The following is a 19129-nucleotide window of genomic DNA, read 5'->3' on the forward strand; positions in this document are numbered from 1 at the left end:
ATGTGATCCAAATCGGCAACTAACGCGACCGTCGGGGCGTGCGTTTGGATACCCAGCTCTGGGAAAGCAAGTATCACGAAGCCGTGGAGCGGTTGACCCGCGAGGAGGCGCGATGGCGCACCGCGGAGTCCCTCCTTCGCCAACTGGCCGGTTGCCTGGGCCGCGTCGCCCATGGCGCGCACGATCAGGTCGATCCCCATATCGAACGCCTTTCGACGGCCCTCGCCGAGCCGATGGAGTCACTCGCCCTCGAGCCACTGGTGAATGACCTGGCCGAAGCGATCCAGGCGCTCGGCGAACAGCCCGCCGCCGTCTACCAGGAACGCTCGATTTCCATAGGTCGCCCGCAGCGCACGGAGCACGGATCATCCGTGCAGTCTTCGCTCAGCCGGCTGGTCGACCGCATCGTGGTCCTGCCACGCCTCGCCGATCGCGCCCATGACCTGCGCCACCAGGTGGCAGACGCCGGCGACCTTGTGGCCCTTGCCGCCTGTGGCGACCGCCTGGCCGACCTGATCAACGAACAGCGTATCGGGCTGCAGCGCGAGATCGACGCACTGCAGGTGGTGCTCCGCCACGTCACCGGCCGTCTCGACGAGATGAGCCAGTACATGTCGCGCGAACTGGTGGACCAGTCCACCGGCGAGTCGAACGGACAGGCGCTGGATGCTTCGGTAGCGCACGAAATGCGCCTGCTCAGCGAAGCGGCCCTTGAAATCGACGACGCGCACGAACTGCGCGAGCGCGTAAACCACAGCCTCGAGACCATCGCGCTGTGCTTCCGCGATTTTCGCGATCGCGAGGGCGCGCGACTCACCGCTTACCGCGAACGCGCGGAGAAGATGCGCCAGCGCATCGAGCAACTGGAAACCGAACGCAGCACCTTGCAGCGTTCGCTCGAACGCGAACACGAGCTCGCGCAGACCGACACGATGATCGGCATGCCAAACCGCCTCGCATACGAGAAGCGGATCGAGGCGACGTTCGAAAGCTGGCAAGCCGCATCGCATCCGCTCAGTATCGCGGCGATCGACATCGACCACTTCAAGAGCATCAACGACACGTATGGCCATACGGCGGGCGATGCCGTACTGCGCATCATTGGCCAGGCACTGATGAAACACGTGCGTCCCTGCGATTTCGTGGCGCGCTACGGCGGCGAAGAATTCATCGTGATCTTCGACGGCGCGGACGAAGCCGAAGCGTTGCAGGTGTGCGAGCGCCTGCGCGGCAAGATCCAGCACCTCGCTTTCCATGCCAGCCGGCAGCCGGTGCGCGTCACGGCGTCGATCGGCCTCGCCCAGTTCCAGCCGGGCGACACACCGCAATCGGTATTCGACCGCGCTGACCTTGCCCTGTACACGGCGAAGAACGGCGGCCGCAACCGCTGCGTAGCGGGCTGAAACGCGATTTGTAGGAGCGCGCCCTGCGCGCGACATCTTTTAGACCCGATGTAACAGGCCCTGTTGCTTTTCGCAAAAGGCTGTCGCGCGCAAGGCGCGCTCCTACGCGGCGACGCCGAAGAGGCGCCCTACTGTCGCCGTCAACGCCATCGCCAGGGCACCCCAGAACAGCACGCGCGCGACGCCAACCCCCACCGGGGATCCCGCCATGACGGCGGAAGCGGCACCGAGTATCGCCAGCCCCAGCAACGACACCGCGACGGTCAGGGGCGCCGCCAGTTCGCGCGTCGACAACGCCACCGCAAGGATCGGCAGGATCGCACCGCTGGCGAAGCTCACGGCCGATGCAGCGGCAGCCTGTAACGGCCGGGCGGCTGTCGTCAACGAAAGACCCAGTTCGTCGCGTGCATGGGCTTCCAGCGCATCGTGCGCCATCAACTGCCCTGCTACTTCATGCGCCAGCTCGCGATCGAGGCCGCGGCGAACGTAAATCTCGGTCAGTTCCTTGTGCTCGCCCTTCGGATCCTCGCTCAGCTCACGCCTTTCGAGGGCAAGCTCAGCCTTCTCGCTGTCCGCCTGCGAACTCACCGACACGTATTCGCCCGCGCCCATCGACATCGCACCGGCAACCAGCCCAGCCACGCCGGCGATCATGATGTCCGACGGCGTGGCCTGTCCTGCCGAAGCGACGCCGACCAGCAGGCTGGCCGTGGAGAGGATGCCGTCGTTGGCACCGAGCACGGCAGCGCGCAGCCAGCCGATGCGGTCCAGCCGGTGGCGCTCGCGGTGACGGGGTCGCAAGATCATGCCGCTATCCTAACGGGGCAGCCGTCGACGCGCGAGCCACGACGCCGCACAATACGACGATGCGGCCGGCTGGCCGCCAACCACGACAAGAGTCCACCACCCCATGCCCATCTCCATGTACCAGACCTGCGTGCCCGTCCTCGTTCGCGCACTGACCAACCTGTCCGGGGTCCTCGCGAAGGGCGCGGCCCACGCCGCCGAGAAGAACATCGCCCCGGAAGTGATGCTGCATACGCGCATCACCCCGGACATGTTCCCGCTGGCGCGCCAGGTGCAGATCGCGACGGACATGGCCAAGGGCGCCGCCTTCCGCCTTGCCGGCCAGGAAGTGCCGAAGATGGACGACAACGAGTCGAACTTCGACGATCTGCAGAAGCGCATCGCGCACGTGATCGACCTTCTGAAGGGCTTCAAGCCGGAACAGATCGACGGCAGCGAAGATCGCGACATCCTGCTGCAGATGCGCACGGGCGACATGCACTTCCGCGGCCAGGACTACCTGCTCGGCTTCGTGCTGCCGAACGTGTACTTCCACGCGACCACGGCTTACGCGATCCTGCGCGGTGCAGGCGTGACGCTGGGCAAGATGGATTTCATCGGCAAGCCGTAAGGCCTGTCGAAGTCTCCGGGCCCCTGCCCCCGCAGGGGCGCCGATGCGGACGTTGTTACGACTTCAGCTTCCACCCGGTACGGAATATCCACCAGACGACGCCAAGGCACACCAGCAGGAAGCCCACGGTCGCCCCTGCACTGACGAGCACGTCCACGTCCGCCTTGCCGTAGAAACTCCAGCGAAACCCGTTCACCAGGTACACCACCGGATTGAACAGCGTGATCTTCTGCCACACCGGCGGCAGCATCGAGATGGAATAGAAGCTTCCGCCCAGGAAGGTCAGGGGCGTGATTACCATCAGCGGGACCACCTGCAGTTTCTGGAAGTCGTCGGCCCACAGGCCGATGATGAAGCCGAACAGGCTGAAGGTCACTGCCGTGAGCAGCAGGAAGGCCATCATCCAGAACGGATGCAGGATCTCGTAGGGAACGAACAGACGTGCGGTCACCAGGATCAGCAGGCCGAGGATCACCGACTTCGTTGCCGCGGCGCCCACGTAGCCTAGTACCACTTCCACGTAAGACACCGGTGCCGACAACAGCTCATAGATCGTGCCTGCCCACTTCGGCATATAGATGCCGAACGAGGCATTGGAGATGCTCTCGTTGAGCAGCGACAGCATGATCAGGCCGGGAATGATGAAAGCCCCGTAGCTCACGCCGTCTATCGCACCCATGCGCGAACCGATGGCCGCACCGAAAACCACGAAGTACAGCGACGTCGACAGCACCGGCGAGGCGATGCTCTGCATCAGCGTGCGGAAAGCGCGGGCCATCTCGAACCGGTAGATGGCGCGGATCGCGTAAAGGTTCATGCGCGGCTCCTTACCAGGCTGACGAAGATGTCCTCGAGCGAGCTTTCGCTCGAGTGCAGGTCCTTGAAGTCGATGCCCATGGAACCGAGTTTGCGCAGCAACTCGGCGATGCCGGTGTGTTCGCCCTGGGCATCGAAGGTGTACGTAAGGGAGCCGCCGTCGGGCGATAGTTCCAGCGGCCAGTCCGCGAGGTCATCCGGCACCGCCTGCAGCGGATTCTGCAACTGCAGCGACAGCTGCTTCTTGCCCAGCTTGCGCATCAGTGAGCGCTTGTCTTCCACCAGCACCAGCTCGCCGCGATTGATGACGCCGATGCGATCGGCCATCTGCTCGGCTTCCTCGATGTAATGCGTGGTGAGGATGATGGTAACGCCCGACTCGCGCAATCGATGCACCATCTGCCACATGTCGCGGCGCAGTTCCACGTCCACGCCGGCAGTAGGCTCGTCGAGGAAGAGCACGCGCGGCTCGTGCGCCAGGGCCTTCGCGATCAGCACGCGGCGCTTCATGCCGCCGGACAGCGTCATGATCTTCGAGTCTTTCTTCTCCCACAGCGAAAGCTCGCGAAGGATCTTTTCCAGGTAGGCCGGGTCCGGCGGCTTGCCGAACAATCCGCGGCTGAACTTCACCGTGGCCCATACGCTTTCGAAAGCGTCGGTGGAAAGCTCCTGCGGTACGAGGCCGATGAGCCCGCGGGCCGCCCGGTACTCGCGAACGATGTCGTGCCCGTCGACGGTCACCGTACCTTCGCTGCCGTTGACGATGCCGCAGACGATACTGATCAGCGTGGTCTTGCCTGCGCCATTCGGGCCCAGAAGGGCGAATATCTCGCCGCGGCGTATTTCCAGGTCCACACGCTTTAGCGCCTGGAAGCCGGTCTTGTAGGTCTTGGAGAGACCATGCACCGCGACGATGGCGTCGGGCGTGGACGTGGTTGCATCGAGTGGCGGCATGGGAACCCGCTTGTTCGGTGGGTAAGCGGGCGATGGTAGACCCGAAAGCGCATGGGTGCGAGGCTTGACGGATGAGCCCTCCCAAGACCGACGCGTTGACACGCTGCCCCTGGGGCGAAACCGACGAACTGATGCGCGACTACCATGACCATGAATGGGGCGTACCCGAGCGCGACAGCCGCAAGCTCTGGGAGAAGCTGGTGCTCGATGGGTTCCAGGCCGGGCTGTCGTGGCGGACTATCCTCGCCCGGCGTGACGGTTTCCGCCGCGCCTTCGAAGGCTTCGAACCCGAGGTGGTCGCGACGTATGGCGAAAATGATGTCGACCGCCTGCTGGGGGACGCCGGCATCATCCGCTCGCGCAGCAAGATCCAGGCGACGATTCGCAATGCCCGGGGCTATCTCGCAATGCGCGATTCGGGTGAGGATTTCGCCGCCTTCGCCTGGGGCTTCGTCGGAGGCAAACCGCTCCTTTGGGAAGGGCCTGTGCTGCCGAACAGTCCGCTCTCCGAACAGGTGTCCCAGGCCCTGCGAAAGCGCGGCTTCACCTTCGTCGGGCCCACCATCGTGTTCGCCTTGATGGAGGCCTCCGGCCTGATCAACACCCACGCGCCGGACTGCTTCCGGCGCGCCGAAGTCGGGGGTAAATCATTGTCGGGTAAGGTTTAACGGCTTTTTCAGCTTGCCGGGCGTAGCGTGACTCCACGGGCCGTATCAGCGGCCCCACACGTCTGGTACACCTGCCTTCGCGAGGGTTCCATGGCTTCGAGTTCCGCCCAACTGTTCATTCCGTACAGCGAATCGACTGAGGGACCGTGGATCGTTCGCCGTGCGGCATCGCTGCTGCTTGGCCCCTACCCGTCGCAATCGGCTGCCCTCGCCGCCGCCGAGGCGATCGCACCCGGGCTATCCGCCGAACTCGGCCGCCCCGTGGAAATCCACGTGCAGCAGGCCGACGGCACCTGGACGGAGCACAACTACGTGGTGGCCGGCCTCGTGGCCGGCGCAGGCACACCGCCGGCCGGGATGAACCGGCACACCTGAGGTTCGTGGGGTGAGACGTCGATAAGGTAACCTTGGAAGGTTGCCCCACCCGTTTCCGCACCCCGCCGATGCTCACCGACGACACCAAAGCCGCGATCCGCGCCGCCTATGCGCGGCTGAAGGACGGCCTTGCGGGGTTCCGCGGGCGTGCCTCGCAGCTGAAGATGATCGCCGAGGTGGCCAAGGCACTGGCCGAACCGGCGGGTGCCGCCGTGATCGAGGCGCCCACTGGCACCGGTAAGTCGATGGCGTATCTCATCGCCGGGCTCGAAGTCGCGCGGGCGCAGAAGAAAAAGCTGGTGATCGCCACGGCCACCGTCGCCCTCCAGGAACAGCTGGTCCGGCGGGATATTCCTCAGTACCTGAGCCTCTGCGGCGTCGAAGCCAAGGTGGCGCTCGCCAAAGGGCGCGCCCGCTATCTCTGCCCGCGCAACCTGCGCATGGCTGGTGCCGAACCATCGGCGCAGGGCGGTTTCGAGTTCGATGCCGACCTCGCGTTGTGGTCGCGCCCACCCGCGGAGCGCGACACCAAGGCCATCGAAAAGCTGGGCAGGATGTTCGAATCGCGCGAGTGGAACGGCGATATCGACATGAGTCCGGAGCCCTTGTCGGATCTCGTGCGCGGCATGATAACCACGAGCGCCGGTGGTTGCACCGGGCGCAAATGCGGCGCGTTCGCCGTATGCCCGTTCTTCGTCGCCCGCCGTGCCATCGGCGAGGCCGACATCGTCGTGGCAAACCAGGACCTGGTGCTCGCCGACCTCACGATGCCCCGCGACGAGGACACCTTCGGCGGCGTGATCCTGCCCAAGCCGGAAGAGACGCTATACATCTTCGACGAAGCGCACCACGTGCCAGGCAAGGCCATCGACCGCGGCGCCGCCGACGTGCACCTGGCAACCGCCGTGCGCCGCATCGGACGCCTGCAGAACCAGATTCACGGAGCGTATTCGCTCACGGACAAGGAAAGTATCGGCAACCTCACGCTGGAAGCCGGCGACGAGAAGATACTCGTGATGTCGAACGCACTGGAAGAGATCGAGCGCGAGATCCGCCTGTCATGGACGCCCTCGTCCAGCGAGACGGAACCCGTGTTCCGCGCGTCGCTCGGGCAGCTTCCGGAAAACTGGAAGATGCATGCGGAACACCTGCATCTCATCACGAAGGATATCCAGCGCTGGCTGCGCACCGTTCGCCGCACCGTGGTGGAGATGGAGGCCGGCGGTCCGACGCAGGAAGCGCTGTCGCGCGAACTCGGCGTGGCGCTGGAACGTCTCGACCGTCAGGTGCGCACCTGGTACGCCTGGTCCACCGACGATCGCGAGAATGGGCCGCCGCTCGCCCGCTGGGTGAGCATGACGCCGGAGCAGCAACTGGTTTGCCATGCGTCCGCCGTGTCGGCCGGCGGACTGCTGCGCAACGTGCTCTGGGACAATGCTTCCGCCGTGGTCATGACCTCCGCGACACTGAGTGCCGGCGGCAACTTCCGTGGCTTCGCCGATTCGGTGGGGCTGCCCAACGAAGCCGTGACGATCAGCCTGCCATCGCCCTTCGATCTGGAGAGGCAGGCCACACTCTCCGTGCCTGCGTTGAATGCGCTGCCGGACGACCGCGAGGGCCATGCCCGGGAAGTCTCCGGATGGCTGGCGAAGCACCTCGACTGGAACGCCGGGAACCTCGTGCTGTTCACCTCGCGTGCGAAGCTCGATCGCGTGCTGCAGATCCTGCCTATCGAATTCGTGCGCAAGGTGCGCGCACAGGGCTCGCTGTCGAAGGCCCAGCTGATCGCCGAGCATTGCGCGGATATCGAGGCCGGCAAGGGCAGCACGCTGTTCGGCCTCGCCTCGTTCGGCGAAGGCCTCGACCTTCCCGGCAAGCTCTGCGAGACCGTGGTCGTTACGCAGCTGCCGTTCGCGGTACCCACCGATCCGGTCGGCGCCACCTATGCGGAATGGCTGGAATCGCGCGGCCGCAATCCCTTCATCGAGGTGAGCGTGCCGGATGCCACGCGGCTCCTGATCCAGTACTGCGGCCGCCTCATCCGCACTGAAACGGACACCGGACGAATCGTGCTGCTCGACCGTCGTGTCATCACCAAGCGCTACGGCACGGGCATGCTCCGTGCCCTGCCACCTTTCGCCCGCGAGATCGAGCGCGTCGCATGAGCATTCTCCGTTTCGACGAGCTGACACCGGTGCCCTGGAAGAATGGCCTGGGCATCACCCGGGAAATCGTCGTCGACCCACCCGGCTCGACGATGGACGATTTCCTCTGGCGCGTGAGTATCGCCGATGTCGATACGGCTTCACCGTTCTCGCGGTTCCCCGGCATCGACCGGACCATCGTCCTGCTCGAAGGCGACGGGTTCACGATGGTGCTGGACGGTGAACGGGAACATGCGCTGACGACGCCCTGTGTTCCGTTCTCCTTCCCAGGCGAGGCACAGGTCGAAGTCGAACTCGCGGGTGGAGCGACACGCGACTTCAATCTCATGATCCGCCGTGGAAGAGTCCATGGGACGCTTGATGTCGTGTCCGGGCCGGCCAGCCTGAGCACGGACGACGTGACCCTGCTGCATCTTGCCCGCGGGAACGCCGTGATCGATGGCATCGCATGCGCGACGGGTGATACGGTGACGATGCCGCGGTCGGTCGACCTATCGGCCCGTAGCACAGTGCTATTGATCCGAATTACCCCAATCGGCCCCTGAAGCGACGTCACCCGACTCATCGAACGGCGCGCTGTTCACCCGCGTCCACAGATCGACCGACGTCAGATGGAACTGGACCGAAGGCACCGCTTGCTGCCACTCCATGATGCGAGGAAAGAATGGCTTCAGGTCGCTCACCAGCGCCGCGAAAGCAATCACCCGCTCGGACACCGCAAGCACCTCTCCACCCTCGATGTGGAAGAAGAGGAACACCGTCTCCCACGAGACGTCCGGAAGATCGTCGCGATTGCCGGCTTCCACCCGCACGATGCTGTCGAGGGGAACCTCCCTCATCCGGAAGCGCTCCGGATGAAAGACGATGGTTCCCGCAGTGCGGTCGTAATGCACCGCCGCGTCCGCGGTAAACCGCGCGCACAGCCGCCTGAGCAGTGGCCTGCCGATGTGTAATGGATTCATATCCATGCTGTGGCGGCCCCCTACCGCAACGGCGTGGTTCAAACGAGGTTCACTCCCCATGCGCATCGTAGGGGGTCGTCCCAGCGGAATCCAGCCATGCCTCCCATCGCCACGGCGCCCGTTACCCCCGTCAGCCACCTCGACCTGGAGCGCTACACCGGTACCTGGCATGAGATCGCCCGCCTGCCGATGTACTTCCAACGCAAGTGCACAGGGCCCGTCACGGCCACTTACACCCTGCGCGCCGACGGTACCGTTGCGGTGCACAACGAATGTGTCACCGCCGACGGGGGAACCATCAGCAGCGACGGCGTCGCGCGACGACCGGAACCGTTCTCGCAGGGAAAACTCCAGGTGCGCTTCGCGCCGAAATGGCTGTCGTGGCTACCAATGGTTTGGGCGGACTATTGGGTCATCGCGCTGGACGACGATTATCGTTGGGCGATGGTCGGGCAGCCGGGGCGGAAGTATCTATGGATACTGTCGCGTACACCGCAGTTGGATGAGCCAACGTTCTCTTCGCTGAAAAAGAATGCGGCCACCATGGGCTATGATCTCGCGCCATTGGTGATCTCTGGCGGCATACCGGAATGACTTCTTCTCCACCTCGGATTTGTCCGTGCGATGGCCAGGCGCTTTATGCAGCCTGTTGCGGCAAGGCGCACAGTGGCACACCTGCACCCACCGCCGAAGCGCTGATGCGTTCGCGCTACAGCGCCTATGTGCTCGGCCTCGAGGACTATCTTCTCGAAACGTGGCACCCGGATACGCGTCCTTCATCGCTCGGCTTGTCGATACAGTCGCCGAAGCCGACGTGGCTTGGTCTTTCGGTGAAACGTCACGAGAACCCCACGCCGGACACGGCCATCGTCGAGTTCGTGGCTCGCATGCGTATAGGTGGGGGACGCGCCGAACGCATGCACGAAGTCAGTCGGTTCGTCCGCGAGGGTGGGCGTTGGTTGTATGTCGACGGTGAGCTGTCGTGAGTGCTTTCGAGAAGGTCATCTGTCAGCTCGGCGATTGAATCACCGCCGACCGTGAATTTTGTAGGAGCGCGCCCTGCGCGCGACAGCCTTTCACGAGGCCCCACAAGGCCCGTTGGCCCCACAAGGCCCGTTGCCACGACGCGAGAAGCCGTCGCGCGCAGGGCGCGCTCCTACAGAACGCGGAGGGTTCGATCAGATGATCAGGCGGGCTACGCCGCCGTCTACGCGGAACGATGCGCCGGTGGTGCCGGACGCTTCTTCGGAGGCGAGGAATACCGAAACGCTCGCCACTTCGTCCACGCTGAGCAGGCGCTTGATGAGCGACGTGGGACGGTGGGTCTTGATGAAATCGCGCTCGACTTCTTCCTGGGCCTTGCCGTCATTCTTCGCGATCTTGCCGAAGAAATCACTTACGCCTTCGGATAGTGTCGGACCGGGGAGCACGGTGTTCACAGTAACGCCGGTACCCGCGAGCACTTCGGCCAGACCGCGCGATACGGCGAGTTGCGCTGTCTTGGTCACGCCGTAGTGAACCATTTCCGGCGGCGTCTGGATGCTAGATTCGCTGGAGATGAACTGCACGCGGCCCCAGCCGCGCGCGGCCATGCCCTTGGCGTAGTGGCGCGACAGGCGCACGCCCGAGATAACGTTTACGTCGAAGTAACGGCTCCACTCCGCATCGTCGATCTCGAAGAAATCCCTGGGCTCGAAGATGCCGAGGTTGTTCACCAGGATGTCCGTGTCGGGCACGGCCTTGATCAACGCGGCGCCGCCTTCGCTCGTGCCGAGGTCGGCGGCGACGCCTGTGACCTTGGCGTTCGGCGCGACCTTCGTCACGGCAGCGATGGCTTCGTCCACGCGGACCTGGGTGCGGCCGGTGATCACCACCGACGCGCCTGCCTTGGCGAGACCGGTGGCAATGGCCAGGCCGATGCCTGCGGTGGAACCGGTGACGATGGCGCTACGGTTGCTAAGGTCGATTTGCATGGGGACTCCGGGAATAGGGAAAGAGGAATGCCCTCCTGATCGTCGGGGCGTGAAGGGCGCGATTCAATTGCGCCGCAGGCAAAAGACTTTGGACTGGAACCGCCTGCCGGTACGGCGTTCAGAGGTCCAGGCGGGTTTGGCCTTCGGGACCACCGTTAGGGCCGAAGCGACGTTCAACGATAGTGGTGCGGTCTTCGTGGTCGACCAGGATGATCGTGCTGGCCCGGGTGCCGTAGTGTTCGCCGACGATGAAGGCGCTGGAGAGGAAGCGCTCGCGTTCGATGCCGATGCCGGTATCGGGCAGTATGTCGTCGGGCCAGCGGCCCTGGTCGGAAAGCATGGCGAACAAGGCGTCCGTATCGTCGTTTCCGCCGGCGGCAATCCATGCTTCCAGCCTGTGCGTGAGGGCGCGCGTCTTTGGCCATGGCGCGTTGAAGTCCGTATTGCTCAATCCATGTACCCCCGCTTCGACGGGTTGCGCCCGCGCGTGCGGATGGTTGCCCAGGTAATAGGCATCCTCGCGGTCGAAAGTAAGCAGGTTGAAGGGGCGGTATTGTCCGGCGCTCGCCATCAGCTCGATGGCATGCGTGCGCGCGGAGACCGTCGAACTGAGGTAGTCGGCTACCAGCAAGCCGCGCGACAGGCCGCCATGGTCGGCTGCGAGGTCGCGCACATTGGTGATGACGCTGGCGCGTCCCTGCGCGCCGACACCGGCCCAGGTGCCGCCGGCTTCGAGATCCCTGCCAGCAACGATCTGTGGTGCTTCATCCCACGGCGCGAGCGGCGCGGTGGGACGGGCATGGAATTCGTCGCGGTTGCCGACGAGGGCGAGGCGCCAGCGCGGGTGCGCCTGCCAGGCGAAGGCGATCAGGCACATGGTGGTTGCCCTGCGAGGACCATGGAAGCCATTGTGGGCGCGATCGTCTTGCTTGTGAACCGGCGCGCCGCGCCCCTGCTTGTGCAGGGGCGACGGGTTTATGCCGCGACGGTAGCCTGCGCCTTTTTCGACACCAGCATGCGTGCGATCGACGCCGCCGCTTCGCGGCCATCGTGGACGGCTCGGACCACGAGGTCGGCGCCGCGAACGTTGTCGCCGCCCGCGAAGATGCGTGGGTTGCTCGTCTGCAACGGCAACCGGCCTTCGCCGCCCGCCAGGATGCGGCCGTGGTGGTCGCGGTCGATGCCAAAGGCGTCGCACCAGGTCGGCGGGCTGGGCTGGAAGCCGAAAGCCTGGATCACCACATCCGCACGGAGGTCGGTTTCGCTGCCTGCGACGTTTTGCGGATGGGGTCGGCCATCGCCATCTTCGACAAGTTGCGTCTCGACGACGCGTACGGCATTCACGCGTCCGTTGCCATCGTCGATCAGGACCACCGGCTGGCGCTGGAACAGGAAGCGCACACCCTCTTCCCGGCTGTAGCCGACCTCCCGGCGCGAACCGGGCATGCTGGGTTCGTCACGACGGTAGACGCAGGTCACGGATGCCGCACCCAGGCGGATTGCCGTACGGTTGCAGTCCATGCCCGTATCGCCGCCGCCGAGCACCACCACGTGCTTGCCGGAAAGATCGTATTCCAGTGACGGCGGCTCTTCGCGCAACAGCCTCTCGGTGTTGGCGATGAGGAAAGGCAGCGCGTCATGCACGCCCCGAAGGTCGCGGCCTTCGAGGCGTCCATCCACATAGGTGTACGCCCCCGTGCCGATGAAGACGGCATCGTAATCGGCGAGCAGTTCGTCGAAGCCGATGTCGCGACCGATTTCCATGCCGAGATGGAAACGCACGCCCATGCCTTCCAATACCATGCGCCGCGTACGCACCACCGTCTTGTCGAGCTTGAACGGTGGAATACCGAAGGTGAGCAGGCCGCCGATCTCGTGCTGGCGATCGAAGACATCGGCCACGATGCCTGCGCGACGCAGGCGATCCGCGCAGGCCAGACCGGCAGGGCCCGCGCCCACGATGGCGACGCGCGCACCGGTCTCGCGCACGCGGGAGAGATCGGGTCGCCACCCCTGGCGGATCGCCTCGTCGGTGACCCAGCGCTCCACGCTGCCGATCGTCACTGCCCCGAAATCGCCCTGCTCCAGCGTGCACGCACCCTCGCACAGACGATCCTGCGGGCATACGCGCCCACAGATCTCCGGCAACGGATTGGTTTCGTGCATGAGCGTGGCGGCTTCGAACAGGCGGCCGTCCTGCACCAGCTTCAACCAGTTGGGAATGTAGTTGTGCACCGGGCAGGCGTGTTCGCAATACGGATTGCCGCAATCGATGCAGCGCCCGGACTGCGCCGATGCCTCCGGCGAAGCGAAGTCGCCGGATATCTCGCCATAGCCAAGCACGCGCACCGCCACCGGTACAGTGCGCGGCGGCTGCCGGGGAATTTCGAGGAACTGGAAGTCCTTCGCGCTCATGCGGCACTCCGCAGTTCTTCGGCCAGCGCATCGAGACTTGCGGCCTTGGGTTTCACCAGCCAGAAACGCTGCAACAGCCCACGGAAGTCGCCGAGCACACGGGCACCCCACGCGCTGCCGGTAAGCTCGGCATGGCGGGCAAGAAGGCGTCGCAGGTGCTGCATGTAATGTTCCATGCCTTCGTGCGAAATGCGCACGATGTCGACAAGTTCGTGATTGTAGCAATCGACGAAACTGCGCTCGACGTCGAGCACGTAGGCGAAACCGCCGGTCATGCCCGCGCCGAAGTTGAGACCCGTCCGGCCGAGCACGGCGACGATGCCACCGGTCATGTATTCGCAGCAGTGGTCGCCGGCGCCTTCGACCACGGCGAGGGCGCCCGAGTTGCGCACGGCGAAGCGCTCTCCCGCCTGTCCCGCCGCGAAGAGTTCGCCACCGGTCGCACCGTAGAGACAAGTATTGCCGATGATGGAAGCATCCTGGCTCGCGAAGGGCGAATCGGCGGGCGGACGAATGACCAGTCGACCGCCGGCCATGCCCTTGCCCACGCCGTCGTTGGCTTCGCCGGTGAGGTCGACGTGCACGCCGCCTGCATTCCATGCGCCAAGGCTTTGGCCCGCGGCGCCGGTGAGGTGCAGGTTGACCGGCCGCTCGGCCATGCCGGCATCGCCCCATCGGCGCGCCACGTCGCCTGACAGACGCGCGCCGATGGCGCGATCGGTATTGACGATGGGATAGCGGAAGGTACCGCCCAGCCCCTCGGCCACGGCGACACGTGTGTCGGCCGCGATGCGACTCGCGAGCGCGGCAGGATCCCGCATGGGATTACGTCCCAAGGTACAGGCGAAGTCGACTTCGGTGCCGAGACCGTCTTCAAGGATCAACGGCGAGAGATCCAGGCGCTCCTGCACCGGCGTCACGCCATCGCGCTGCTGGAGCCGGTCGCTCTGCCCGATCAGCTCCGCAAGGGAACGCACGCCAAGCTGTGCCAGATGATGACGCACGTCTTCCGCCATGAAACGGAAATAGTTCATCACCATGTCGGGAAGACCGACGAAGTGCTTCTGCCGCAGCACCGGATGCTGCGTGGCGACGCCGGTGGCGCAGTTGTTGAGGTGGCAGATACGCAGGTACTTGCAGCCCAGGGCGACCATCGGCCCGGTGCCGAAGCCGAAACTCTCCGCACCGAGCATCGCTGCCTTGACCACGTCGAGGCCGGTCTTCAGGCCACCGTCCGTCTGCAGGCGCACACGGCCGCGCAAGTCGTTGAGGCGCAGGGTCTGCTGTGTCTCGGCAAGGCCCAGTTCCCAGGGCGTGCCCGCGTACTTGATCGACGTCAGCGGACTCGCGCCGGTGCCGCCGTCGTGGCCCGATACCGTGATGAGGTCCGCACCGGCCTTCACCACGCCGGCCGCAACGGTGCCCACGCCCGCATGGGACACGAGCTTCACCGATATCAGCGCCTGCGGGTTCACTTCCTTGAGGTCGTGGATGAGCTGTGCCAGGTCTTCGATGGAGTAGATGTCGTGGTGCGGCGGTGGCGAGATGAGGCCGATGCCCGGCTTCGCATAGCGCAACCGCGCGATGGTGGCATCCACCTTGTGCCCGGGCAGCTGCCCGCCCTCGCCCGGCTTCGCGCCCTGCGCGATCTTGATCTGCAGTACTTCGGCGTTCACGAGGTAGGCCGGCGTCACGCCGAAGCGCCCCGACGCCACCTGCTTGATCTTCGACGCGCGTTCGGTGCCGTAGCGCGAAGGGTCTTCACCGCCCTCGCCCGAATTGCTTCGCGCACCGAGCCGGTTCATCGCGATGGCCAGCGCCTCGTGCGCCTCGGGTGACAACGCGCCCAGCGACATGCCTGCGGAATCGAAGCGCTTGAGGATGTCCTCGACTGGCTCGACCTCATCGAGGGGTATCGGCGTGGCCGCGCGCGGAACAAGCAGGTCGCGCAGCGCCGACGGTGGACGCGTGTCGACGTAACGGGCGTACTTTTCGTAGTCCGCCCACTCGCCGGTACGCACCGCCACCTGCAAGCTGGCGATCACGTCCGGGTTGTACATGTGGAACTCGCCGCCATGCACGTATTTGAAGAGACCGCCGGCGCGCAGCGCCTGCGCCTCGTCCCACGCCTCCGCCGCGAGCAGGCGTTGTTCCTGTTCAAGGTCCGTGAAGCCCGAGCCGCCGATGCGCGACGGCGTTCCCGGGAAGCACAGCGACACCACTTCCGGTGCAAGACCCACGATCTCGAAGAGCTGCGCGCCGCGGTAACCGGCGACGGTGGAGATGCCCATCTTCGAGAGGATCTTCAGCAGGCCCTTCCGGATGCCACGGCGATAGTTGCGGCCGATCTCGCGAGGCGCGCCTTCGCCCTTGCGGATATGTCCGCTCCGGCCCATGTCGAACAGGCTCTGATAGGCAAGCCACGGGTAGATCGCCGTGGCGCCAAAGCCCAACAGGCAGGCGAAATGGTGCGGATCGCGCGGCGTGCCCGTCTCGACCATGATGTTGCACTGGCAGCGGAGGCCGGTGTCGACAAGACGCGCATGCACCGCACCGGTGGCGAGCAGGGCATGGATCGGCAACAGGTCGCGACGCGGATACCGGTCGCTGAGGAACACGATCTGCACGCCACGGCGCACGGCCGCTTCCACAGCGTCGCAGATACGCTGCAGCGCCTGCTCGAGTGTCTCGTCCGCGCCGTACATCAGGTCGAAGCGCGGCGTGTCGGCGTACGCAGGATTGGCGAGGATCTGTCGCAGCTTGCGCTGTGACAGGATGGGCGAGTTGAGAAGGATCTGCTTCGCGTTCTCCGGGCCCAGGTCGAAGATATTCCGCTCCTGGCCGATCTGCGTGACCAGCGACATCACCAGCCGCTCGCGCAGCGGATCGATCGGTGGATTGGTCACCTGGGCGAAACCCTGGCGGAAGCGGTCGAACAGCGGGCGGATTTGCCGCGACAACACGGCCATCGGCGTGTCATCGCCCATCGAGCCGGTCGCCTCGGCCTCCGTCTCGGCAAGCACCTTCAATACCGATTCGCATTCCTCGCGAGACAGGCCGTAGAGCTTCTGGTAGCGGCGCAGTTCTTCCGCAGGCAGCGGCTCTGCCGCGAGACTCGGATCGATCAGGTCGGATTCAAGATAGGTAACGCCATTTCGCAACCAGTCGCGGAACGGCGCCCGGGCACGGTTGATTGCATCGATATCCGCATCCCGCAACAGGCGATGTTCGCGGAAATCCACGGCGATCATCTCGCCGGGAGCGAGACGGCCTTTCGCGACGACGCGAGAGGATGGCACGTCCCACAGGCCGGTTTCGGAGGCGACGATGAGGTGGTTGTCGTCGGACAGCGACCAGCGCGCGGGGCGCAGGCCGTTCCGGTCGAGCGTGCAGGCCGCGTACCGGCCGTCGCACATCACCAGGCCGGCGGGGCCGTCCCACGGTTCGCTGTGCAGCGCATAGTATTCGTAGAACGCGGCAAGGTCCTCATCGATGTCCTCGCGCGCGGCATACGCGGGCGGCACCAGCACGCGCATGGCGGCAAGAAGATCCATTCCACCCATGAGCAGCACTTCCAGCGCGTTGTCGAGGCTCTCGGAGTCCGAACCGCTCTGTCGCACCAGCGGGCCGATATCCGAAAGATCGACGCGATCCGAGCGCAACACCGACGTGCGCGCCTGCATCCAGCGCCGGTTGGCGCGAATGGTGTTGATCTCCCCATTGTGTGCGAGGAACCGGAACGGCTGGGCCAGGCGCCACTGTGGCGACGTGTTCGTGGAGAAGCGCTGATGGAAAACCACGGCGTCGGCGACGAGAGCCGGGTGCTGTAGATCGCTGTACACGTCGCGCAGGCGGCCAGGCGCGGCCATCGCCTTGTAGCCGATGACTTCGCCGGACAGCGAGACCACATAGAAATGCCTGTCGCCGGCCAGCGCAAGTTCGGCACGGCGGCGTGCGCGGAACAAGGCCGCTTCGAACGCGTCCGGCGCGAGATCTCCCGGCGAATCGACGAACACCTGACGCACGCGGGGCATCGACGACGATGCGAGCGGGCCGCATGCGGAGGCGTCGACATCCACCTCGCGCCAGCCCGCCACCGGAAGGCCTGCTTGCGCAAGCTCGGCTTCCAGCACGTGTGCCGCGGCATCGTCGCCTTCCGGATCGAGGAAGACGAGGCCGCTGGCGAAGTGCGTGGCCAGTGCGATGCCTGCATCCGTCGCGAGGGCGCGCAGCCATTCCACCGGGCGGCGCAGCAGCACGCCGCAACCATCGCCACTGATGCCGTCGGCGTTGACGCCCCCGCGATGGGAAAGTTTCGCGAGCGCGGCGAACGCCGTGTCGACCAGCGCTGCACTGGCATGGCCGTCTATCTGTGCCACGAGGCCGAAGCCGCAGCTGTCGTGTTCGAACGCCGCGTCGTAGAGGCGCGGAGTGCCTTGCTTCATCATCCGCCTCCACTTGGCCGAGAGCATGCAACCCCACTTTATGCACACTTGATGCGCTGCGTCAAAACATTTGGACGGCTAAACGAAATGCGAACGGAATTCTTAGGAGGCCTAGGAAAAGACCAGTTGCGGGAGAAGTGGTCAGGGTCGGGGTCAGGGACCATACCAGCGCCGTAGGAGCGCGCCCTACGCGTTTATGCCCGCGTCGGGTACGACATGTTTTCGCCCCGGTCATTGCGGTCTGCGCGCCAGCTCCAGGGGCACGGCCCCAGGAACTGTCGCGCGCGGGCGCGCTCCTACCGTTCCCTTGTGGCCGCCGGCCCGGCCACCGGATGGGTAATAATCCGGCCATGCGCCCAATCCCTCGCCTCCTCCTCGCCCTCGCCCTTGCCCTTGCCCTTGCCCTCGTCAGCTTCGCCACCACCCCGCTGGCCCGGGCCGCGCAGGATGGCAAGGCGCAGGGGGAGCAAAAGGACGCGCGGCAGAAGCTGGAAGGGGTGCGCAAGGACATCGAGTCGCTTACCCGCGAGCAGCGCGAGACGGCCAACACGCGCGACAGCGCCAACGCCGCCCTTGCGAAGCAGGCCGAGCAGGTCTCCGCCGCGGCGAAGGCGGTCCGCGACACCGAGGCCGACCTGGACCAGCGCCGCCATGACATGGAGCAACTCAACGCCCAACGGGCGGAGATGCAGGCCGGCCTGGACAAACAGAAAGGCGCCCTCGGTGACCTCCTGCGTGCTACCTACACCCTGGGCCGTGGCTCGGACCTCCAGTTGCTGCTTGGCGACGAAGACGTGAACCGGATCTCCCGCGCCCTCGCCTATTCCCGCTATTTCCAGGAAAACAGGGTAGAGCGCATTCGCGGTCTCCTCGCGGATCTTTCCCGCCTGCAGGAGGTCGAAACCGCCATCACGGCCGAACAGCAGAAGCTCGAGGCCGCCCGGGCGGAGCGCGAGAAGCGCGCCGCGGAACTGGAAAAGCAGCGCGGGGCGCAGCAGAAGCTGGTCGCCGAAGCCGACGCGAAATACAAGGACCAGGCCCAGCGCATGACCGCCCTGAAACAGAACGAGCAGGACATGAATGCCCTGGTCGTCCGCCTGCAGAAGGTGATCGACGAGGCCGCCAAGGCGGCCGAGCCGGCGCCACCGCCCAAGGGAACGCCCTCGGCTGCGCCGCTCTCCAACCTGCGCGGCAACCTTTCGTGGCCCGCCAACGGCCTGGTGCACGCCTACGGCAACGGCGTCATCATCGTGGCGCCGCGGGGCAGCGAGGTGAAGGCAGTGGCGCGCGGACGCGTGATTTTCGCCAGCTTCCTGCGCGGCTACGGCATGATGATCATCGTGAACCACGGCAACGGCTTCATGAGCATGTACGGTAACAACGAAACGCTGCTGCACGGCGTGGGCGACATGGTGGAGGCCGGCGAAGCCGTCGGCACCGCCGCGGCGCCCGCCGGCGACAACGGCGCCTATTTCGAGCTGCGCCAGGGCGGCAAGCCCATCGATGCGCGCGGCTGGCTCGGTAAACGGCACTAAG

Annotated in this window: 17 protein-coding genes; 9 read left to right on the top strand and 8 right to left on the bottom strand. The window is 65.4% G+C overall.

Features of this window, described 5'->3' with window-relative positions; translation table 11 throughout:
* Positions 1 to 38 precede the first annotated feature (38 nt).
* Positions 39 to 1403 (top strand): GGDEF domain-containing protein, encoded by a 1365-nt coding sequence (locus VGM71_RS09870; RefSeq protein ID WP_331544567.1) that lies wholly within the window; start codon positions 39 to 41, stop codon positions 1401 to 1403.
* Between the two features lie 102 nt (positions 1404 to 1505).
* Here VGM71_RS09870 and VGM71_RS09875 read toward each other — a convergent pair whose 3' ends face one another.
* A complete protein-coding gene (locus tag VGM71_RS09875) occupies positions 1506 to 2204 on the bottom strand; it encodes a VIT family protein (RefSeq protein ID WP_331544626.1) in 699 nt (232 codons plus the stop codon).
* 109 nt (positions 2205 to 2313) lie between these two features.
* On the opposite strand from VGM71_RS09875, the gene VGM71_RS09880 reads away from it, so the two are divergent.
* The gene (locus tag VGM71_RS09880) at positions 2314 to 2820 is read left to right on the top strand and encodes a DUF1993 domain-containing protein (protein WP_331544569.1); all 507 of its coding nucleotides are present in this window, start codon (positions 2314 to 2316) and stop codon (positions 2818 to 2820) included.
* A gap of 55 nt (positions 2821 to 2875) precedes the next feature.
* Here the strand turns inward: VGM71_RS09880 and VGM71_RS09885 are convergent, their stop codons facing one another.
* Together VGM71_RS09885 and VGM71_RS09890 are read right to left on the bottom strand one after the other, a co-directional pair.
* Complete coding sequence (locus VGM71_RS09885) at positions 2876 to 3637, bottom strand: ABC transporter permease (protein ID WP_331544571.1); 762 nt, start codon at positions 3635 to 3637, stop codon at positions 2876 to 2878.
* On the bottom strand, positions 3634 to 4590 hold the full coding sequence (locus VGM71_RS09890; protein ID WP_331544573.1) for an ABC transporter ATP-binding protein: 957 nt from the start codon (positions 4588 to 4590) through the stop codon (positions 3634 to 3636). Before VGM71_RS09890 ends, VGM71_RS09885 begins: the two co-directional genes overlap by 4 nt.
* A gap of 71 nt (positions 4591 to 4661) precedes the next feature.
* Here VGM71_RS09890 and VGM71_RS09895 point away from each other — a divergent pair, with 71 nt between their 5' ends.
* The 4 genes from VGM71_RS09895 (at position 4662) to VGM71_RS09910 (ending at position 8343) form a co-directional block, all read left to right on the top strand.
* On the top strand, positions 4662 to 5258 hold the full coding sequence (locus tag VGM71_RS09895) for a DNA-3-methyladenine glycosylase I (protein WP_331544575.1): 597 nt from the start codon (positions 4662 to 4664) through the stop codon (positions 5256 to 5258).
* Positions 5259 to 5348: 90 nt separating this feature from the next.
* Positions 5349 to 5633: a DUF2188 domain-containing protein gene (locus VGM71_RS09900; protein WP_331544577.1), complete on the top strand. Its 285-nt coding sequence runs from the start codon at positions 5349 to 5351 to the stop codon at positions 5631 to 5633.
* Positions 5634 to 5701: 68 nt separating this feature from the next.
* Entirely contained in the window at positions 5702 to 7798 is a 2097-nt protein-coding gene (dinG, locus tag VGM71_RS09905; RefSeq protein ID WP_331544579.1) for an ATP-dependent DNA helicase DinG, read from the top strand.
* Positions 7795 to 8343 (top strand): HutD family protein, encoded by a 549-nt coding sequence (locus VGM71_RS09910; RefSeq protein ID WP_331544581.1) that lies wholly within the window; start codon positions 7795 to 7797, stop codon positions 8341 to 8343. The genes dinG and VGM71_RS09910 overlap by 4 nt, the downstream gene beginning before the upstream one ends.
* On the opposite strand, the gene VGM71_RS09915 is transcribed toward VGM71_RS09910, so the two are convergent.
* Positions 8311 to 8766: a hypothetical protein gene (locus VGM71_RS09915; RefSeq protein WP_331544583.1), complete on the bottom strand. Its 456-nt coding sequence runs from the start codon at positions 8764 to 8766 to the stop codon at positions 8311 to 8313. The two genes, VGM71_RS09910 and VGM71_RS09915, sit on opposite strands and share 33 nt — an antisense overlap.
* 90 nt (positions 8767 to 8856) lie before the next feature.
* On the opposite strand from VGM71_RS09915, the gene VGM71_RS09920 reads away from it, so the two are divergent.
* Both VGM71_RS09920 and VGM71_RS09925 read left to right on the top strand, forming a co-directional pair.
* Entirely contained in the window at positions 8857 to 9354 is a 498-nt protein-coding gene (locus VGM71_RS09920) for a lipocalin family protein (RefSeq protein WP_331544585.1), read from the top strand.
* Positions 9351 to 9746, top strand: coding sequence for a YchJ family protein (locus tag VGM71_RS09925; RefSeq protein WP_331544586.1), 396 nt, complete (start codon positions 9351 to 9353; stop codon positions 9744 to 9746). Before VGM71_RS09920 ends, VGM71_RS09925 begins: the two co-directional genes overlap by 4 nt.
* Before the next feature lie 192 nt (positions 9747 to 9938).
* Here VGM71_RS09925 and VGM71_RS09930 read toward each other — a convergent pair whose 3' ends face one another.
* The 4 genes from VGM71_RS09930 to gltB all read right to left on the bottom strand — a co-directional run bounded on the left by VGM71_RS09930 (position 9939) and on the right by gltB (position 17596).
* Positions 9939 to 10733: an SDR family oxidoreductase gene (locus VGM71_RS09930; RefSeq protein WP_331544588.1), complete on the bottom strand. Its 795-nt coding sequence runs from the start codon at positions 10731 to 10733 to the stop codon at positions 9939 to 9941.
* Positions 10734 to 10851: 118 nt separating this feature from the next.
* Complete coding sequence (locus VGM71_RS09935; protein WP_331544590.1) at positions 10852 to 11610, bottom strand: NRDE family protein; 759 nt, start codon at positions 11608 to 11610, stop codon at positions 10852 to 10854.
* Between the two features lie 98 nt (positions 11611 to 11708).
* Entirely contained in the window at positions 11709 to 13148 is a 1440-nt protein-coding gene (locus VGM71_RS09940; protein ID WP_331544592.1) for an FAD-dependent oxidoreductase, read from the bottom strand.
* Positions 13145 to 17596: a glutamate synthase large subunit gene (gene gltB, locus VGM71_RS09945; RefSeq protein ID WP_331544594.1), complete on the bottom strand. Its 4452-nt coding sequence runs from the start codon at positions 17594 to 17596 to the stop codon at positions 13145 to 13147. Before gltB ends, VGM71_RS09940 begins: the two co-directional genes overlap by 4 nt.
* 347 nt (positions 17597 to 17943) lie before the next feature.
* Here gltB and VGM71_RS09950 point away from each other — a divergent pair, with 347 nt between their 5' ends.
* Positions 17944 to 19128, top strand: a complete 1185-nt coding sequence (locus VGM71_RS09950; RefSeq protein WP_331544596.1) for a murein hydrolase activator EnvC family protein — start codon at positions 17944 to 17946, stop codon at positions 19126 to 19128.
* The last annotated feature ends 1 nt before the right edge of the window (position 19129 follow it).

Origin of the sequence: Luteibacter sp. (assembly GCF_036499525.1) — a bacterium.
In the GTDB taxonomy this organism is placed as follows: Bacteria; Pseudomonadota; Gammaproteobacteria; order Xanthomonadales; family Rhodanobacteraceae; genus Luteibacter.

Bases quoted from the DNA above. Each gene is read 5' to 3' on its own strand.
- VGM71_RS09950 (WP_331544596.1), top strand. From the start codon at position 17,944: ATGCGCCCAATCCCTCGCCTCCTCCTCGCCCTCGCCCTTGCCCTTGCC.
- VGM71_RS09900 (WP_331544577.1), top strand. From the start codon at position 5,349: ATGGCTTCGAGTTCCGCCCAACTGTTCATTCCGTACAGCGAATCGACT.
- VGM71_RS09890 (WP_331544573.1), bottom strand. From the start codon at position 4,590: ATGCCGCCACTCGATGCAACCACGTCCACGCCCGACGCCATCGTCGCG.
- VGM71_RS09920 (WP_331544585.1), top strand. From the start codon at position 8,857: ATGCCTCCCATCGCCACGGCGCCCGTTACCCCCGTCAGCCACCTCGAC.
- VGM71_RS09915 (WP_331544583.1), bottom strand. From the start codon at position 8,766: ATGGATATGAATCCATTACACATCGGCAGGCCACTGCTCAGGCGGCTG.
- gltB (WP_331544594.1), bottom strand. From the start codon at position 17,596: ATGATGAAGCAAGGCACTCCGCGCCTCTACGACGCGGCGTTCGAACAC.
- VGM71_RS09930 (WP_331544588.1), bottom strand. From the start codon at position 10,733: ATGCAAATCGACCTTAGCAACCGTAGCGCCATCGTCACCGGTTCCACC.
- VGM71_RS09940 (WP_331544592.1), bottom strand. From the start codon at position 13,148: ATGAGCGCGAAGGACTTCCAGTTCCTCGAAATTCCCCGGCAGCCGCCG.
- VGM71_RS09880 (WP_331544569.1), top strand. From the start codon at position 2,314: ATGCCCATCTCCATGTACCAGACCTGCGTGCCCGTCCTCGTTCGCGCA.
- VGM71_RS09910 (WP_331544581.1), top strand. From the start codon at position 7,795: ATGAGCATTCTCCGTTTCGACGAGCTGACACCGGTGCCCTGGAAGAAT.
- VGM71_RS09895 (WP_331544575.1), top strand. From the start codon at position 4,662: ATGAGCCCTCCCAAGACCGACGCGTTGACACGCTGCCCCTGGGGCGAA.
- VGM71_RS09925 (WP_331544586.1), top strand. From the start codon at position 9,351: ATGACTTCTTCTCCACCTCGGATTTGTCCGTGCGATGGCCAGGCGCTT.
- dinG (WP_331544579.1), top strand. From the start codon at position 5,702: ATGCTCACCGACGACACCAAAGCCGCGATCCGCGCCGCCTATGCGCGG.
- VGM71_RS09885 (WP_331544571.1), bottom strand. From the start codon at position 3,637: ATGAACCTTTACGCGATCCGCGCCATCTACCGGTTCGAGATGGCCCGC.
- VGM71_RS09935 (WP_331544590.1), bottom strand. From the start codon at position 11,610: ATGTGCCTGATCGCCTTCGCCTGGCAGGCGCACCCGCGCTGGCGCCTC.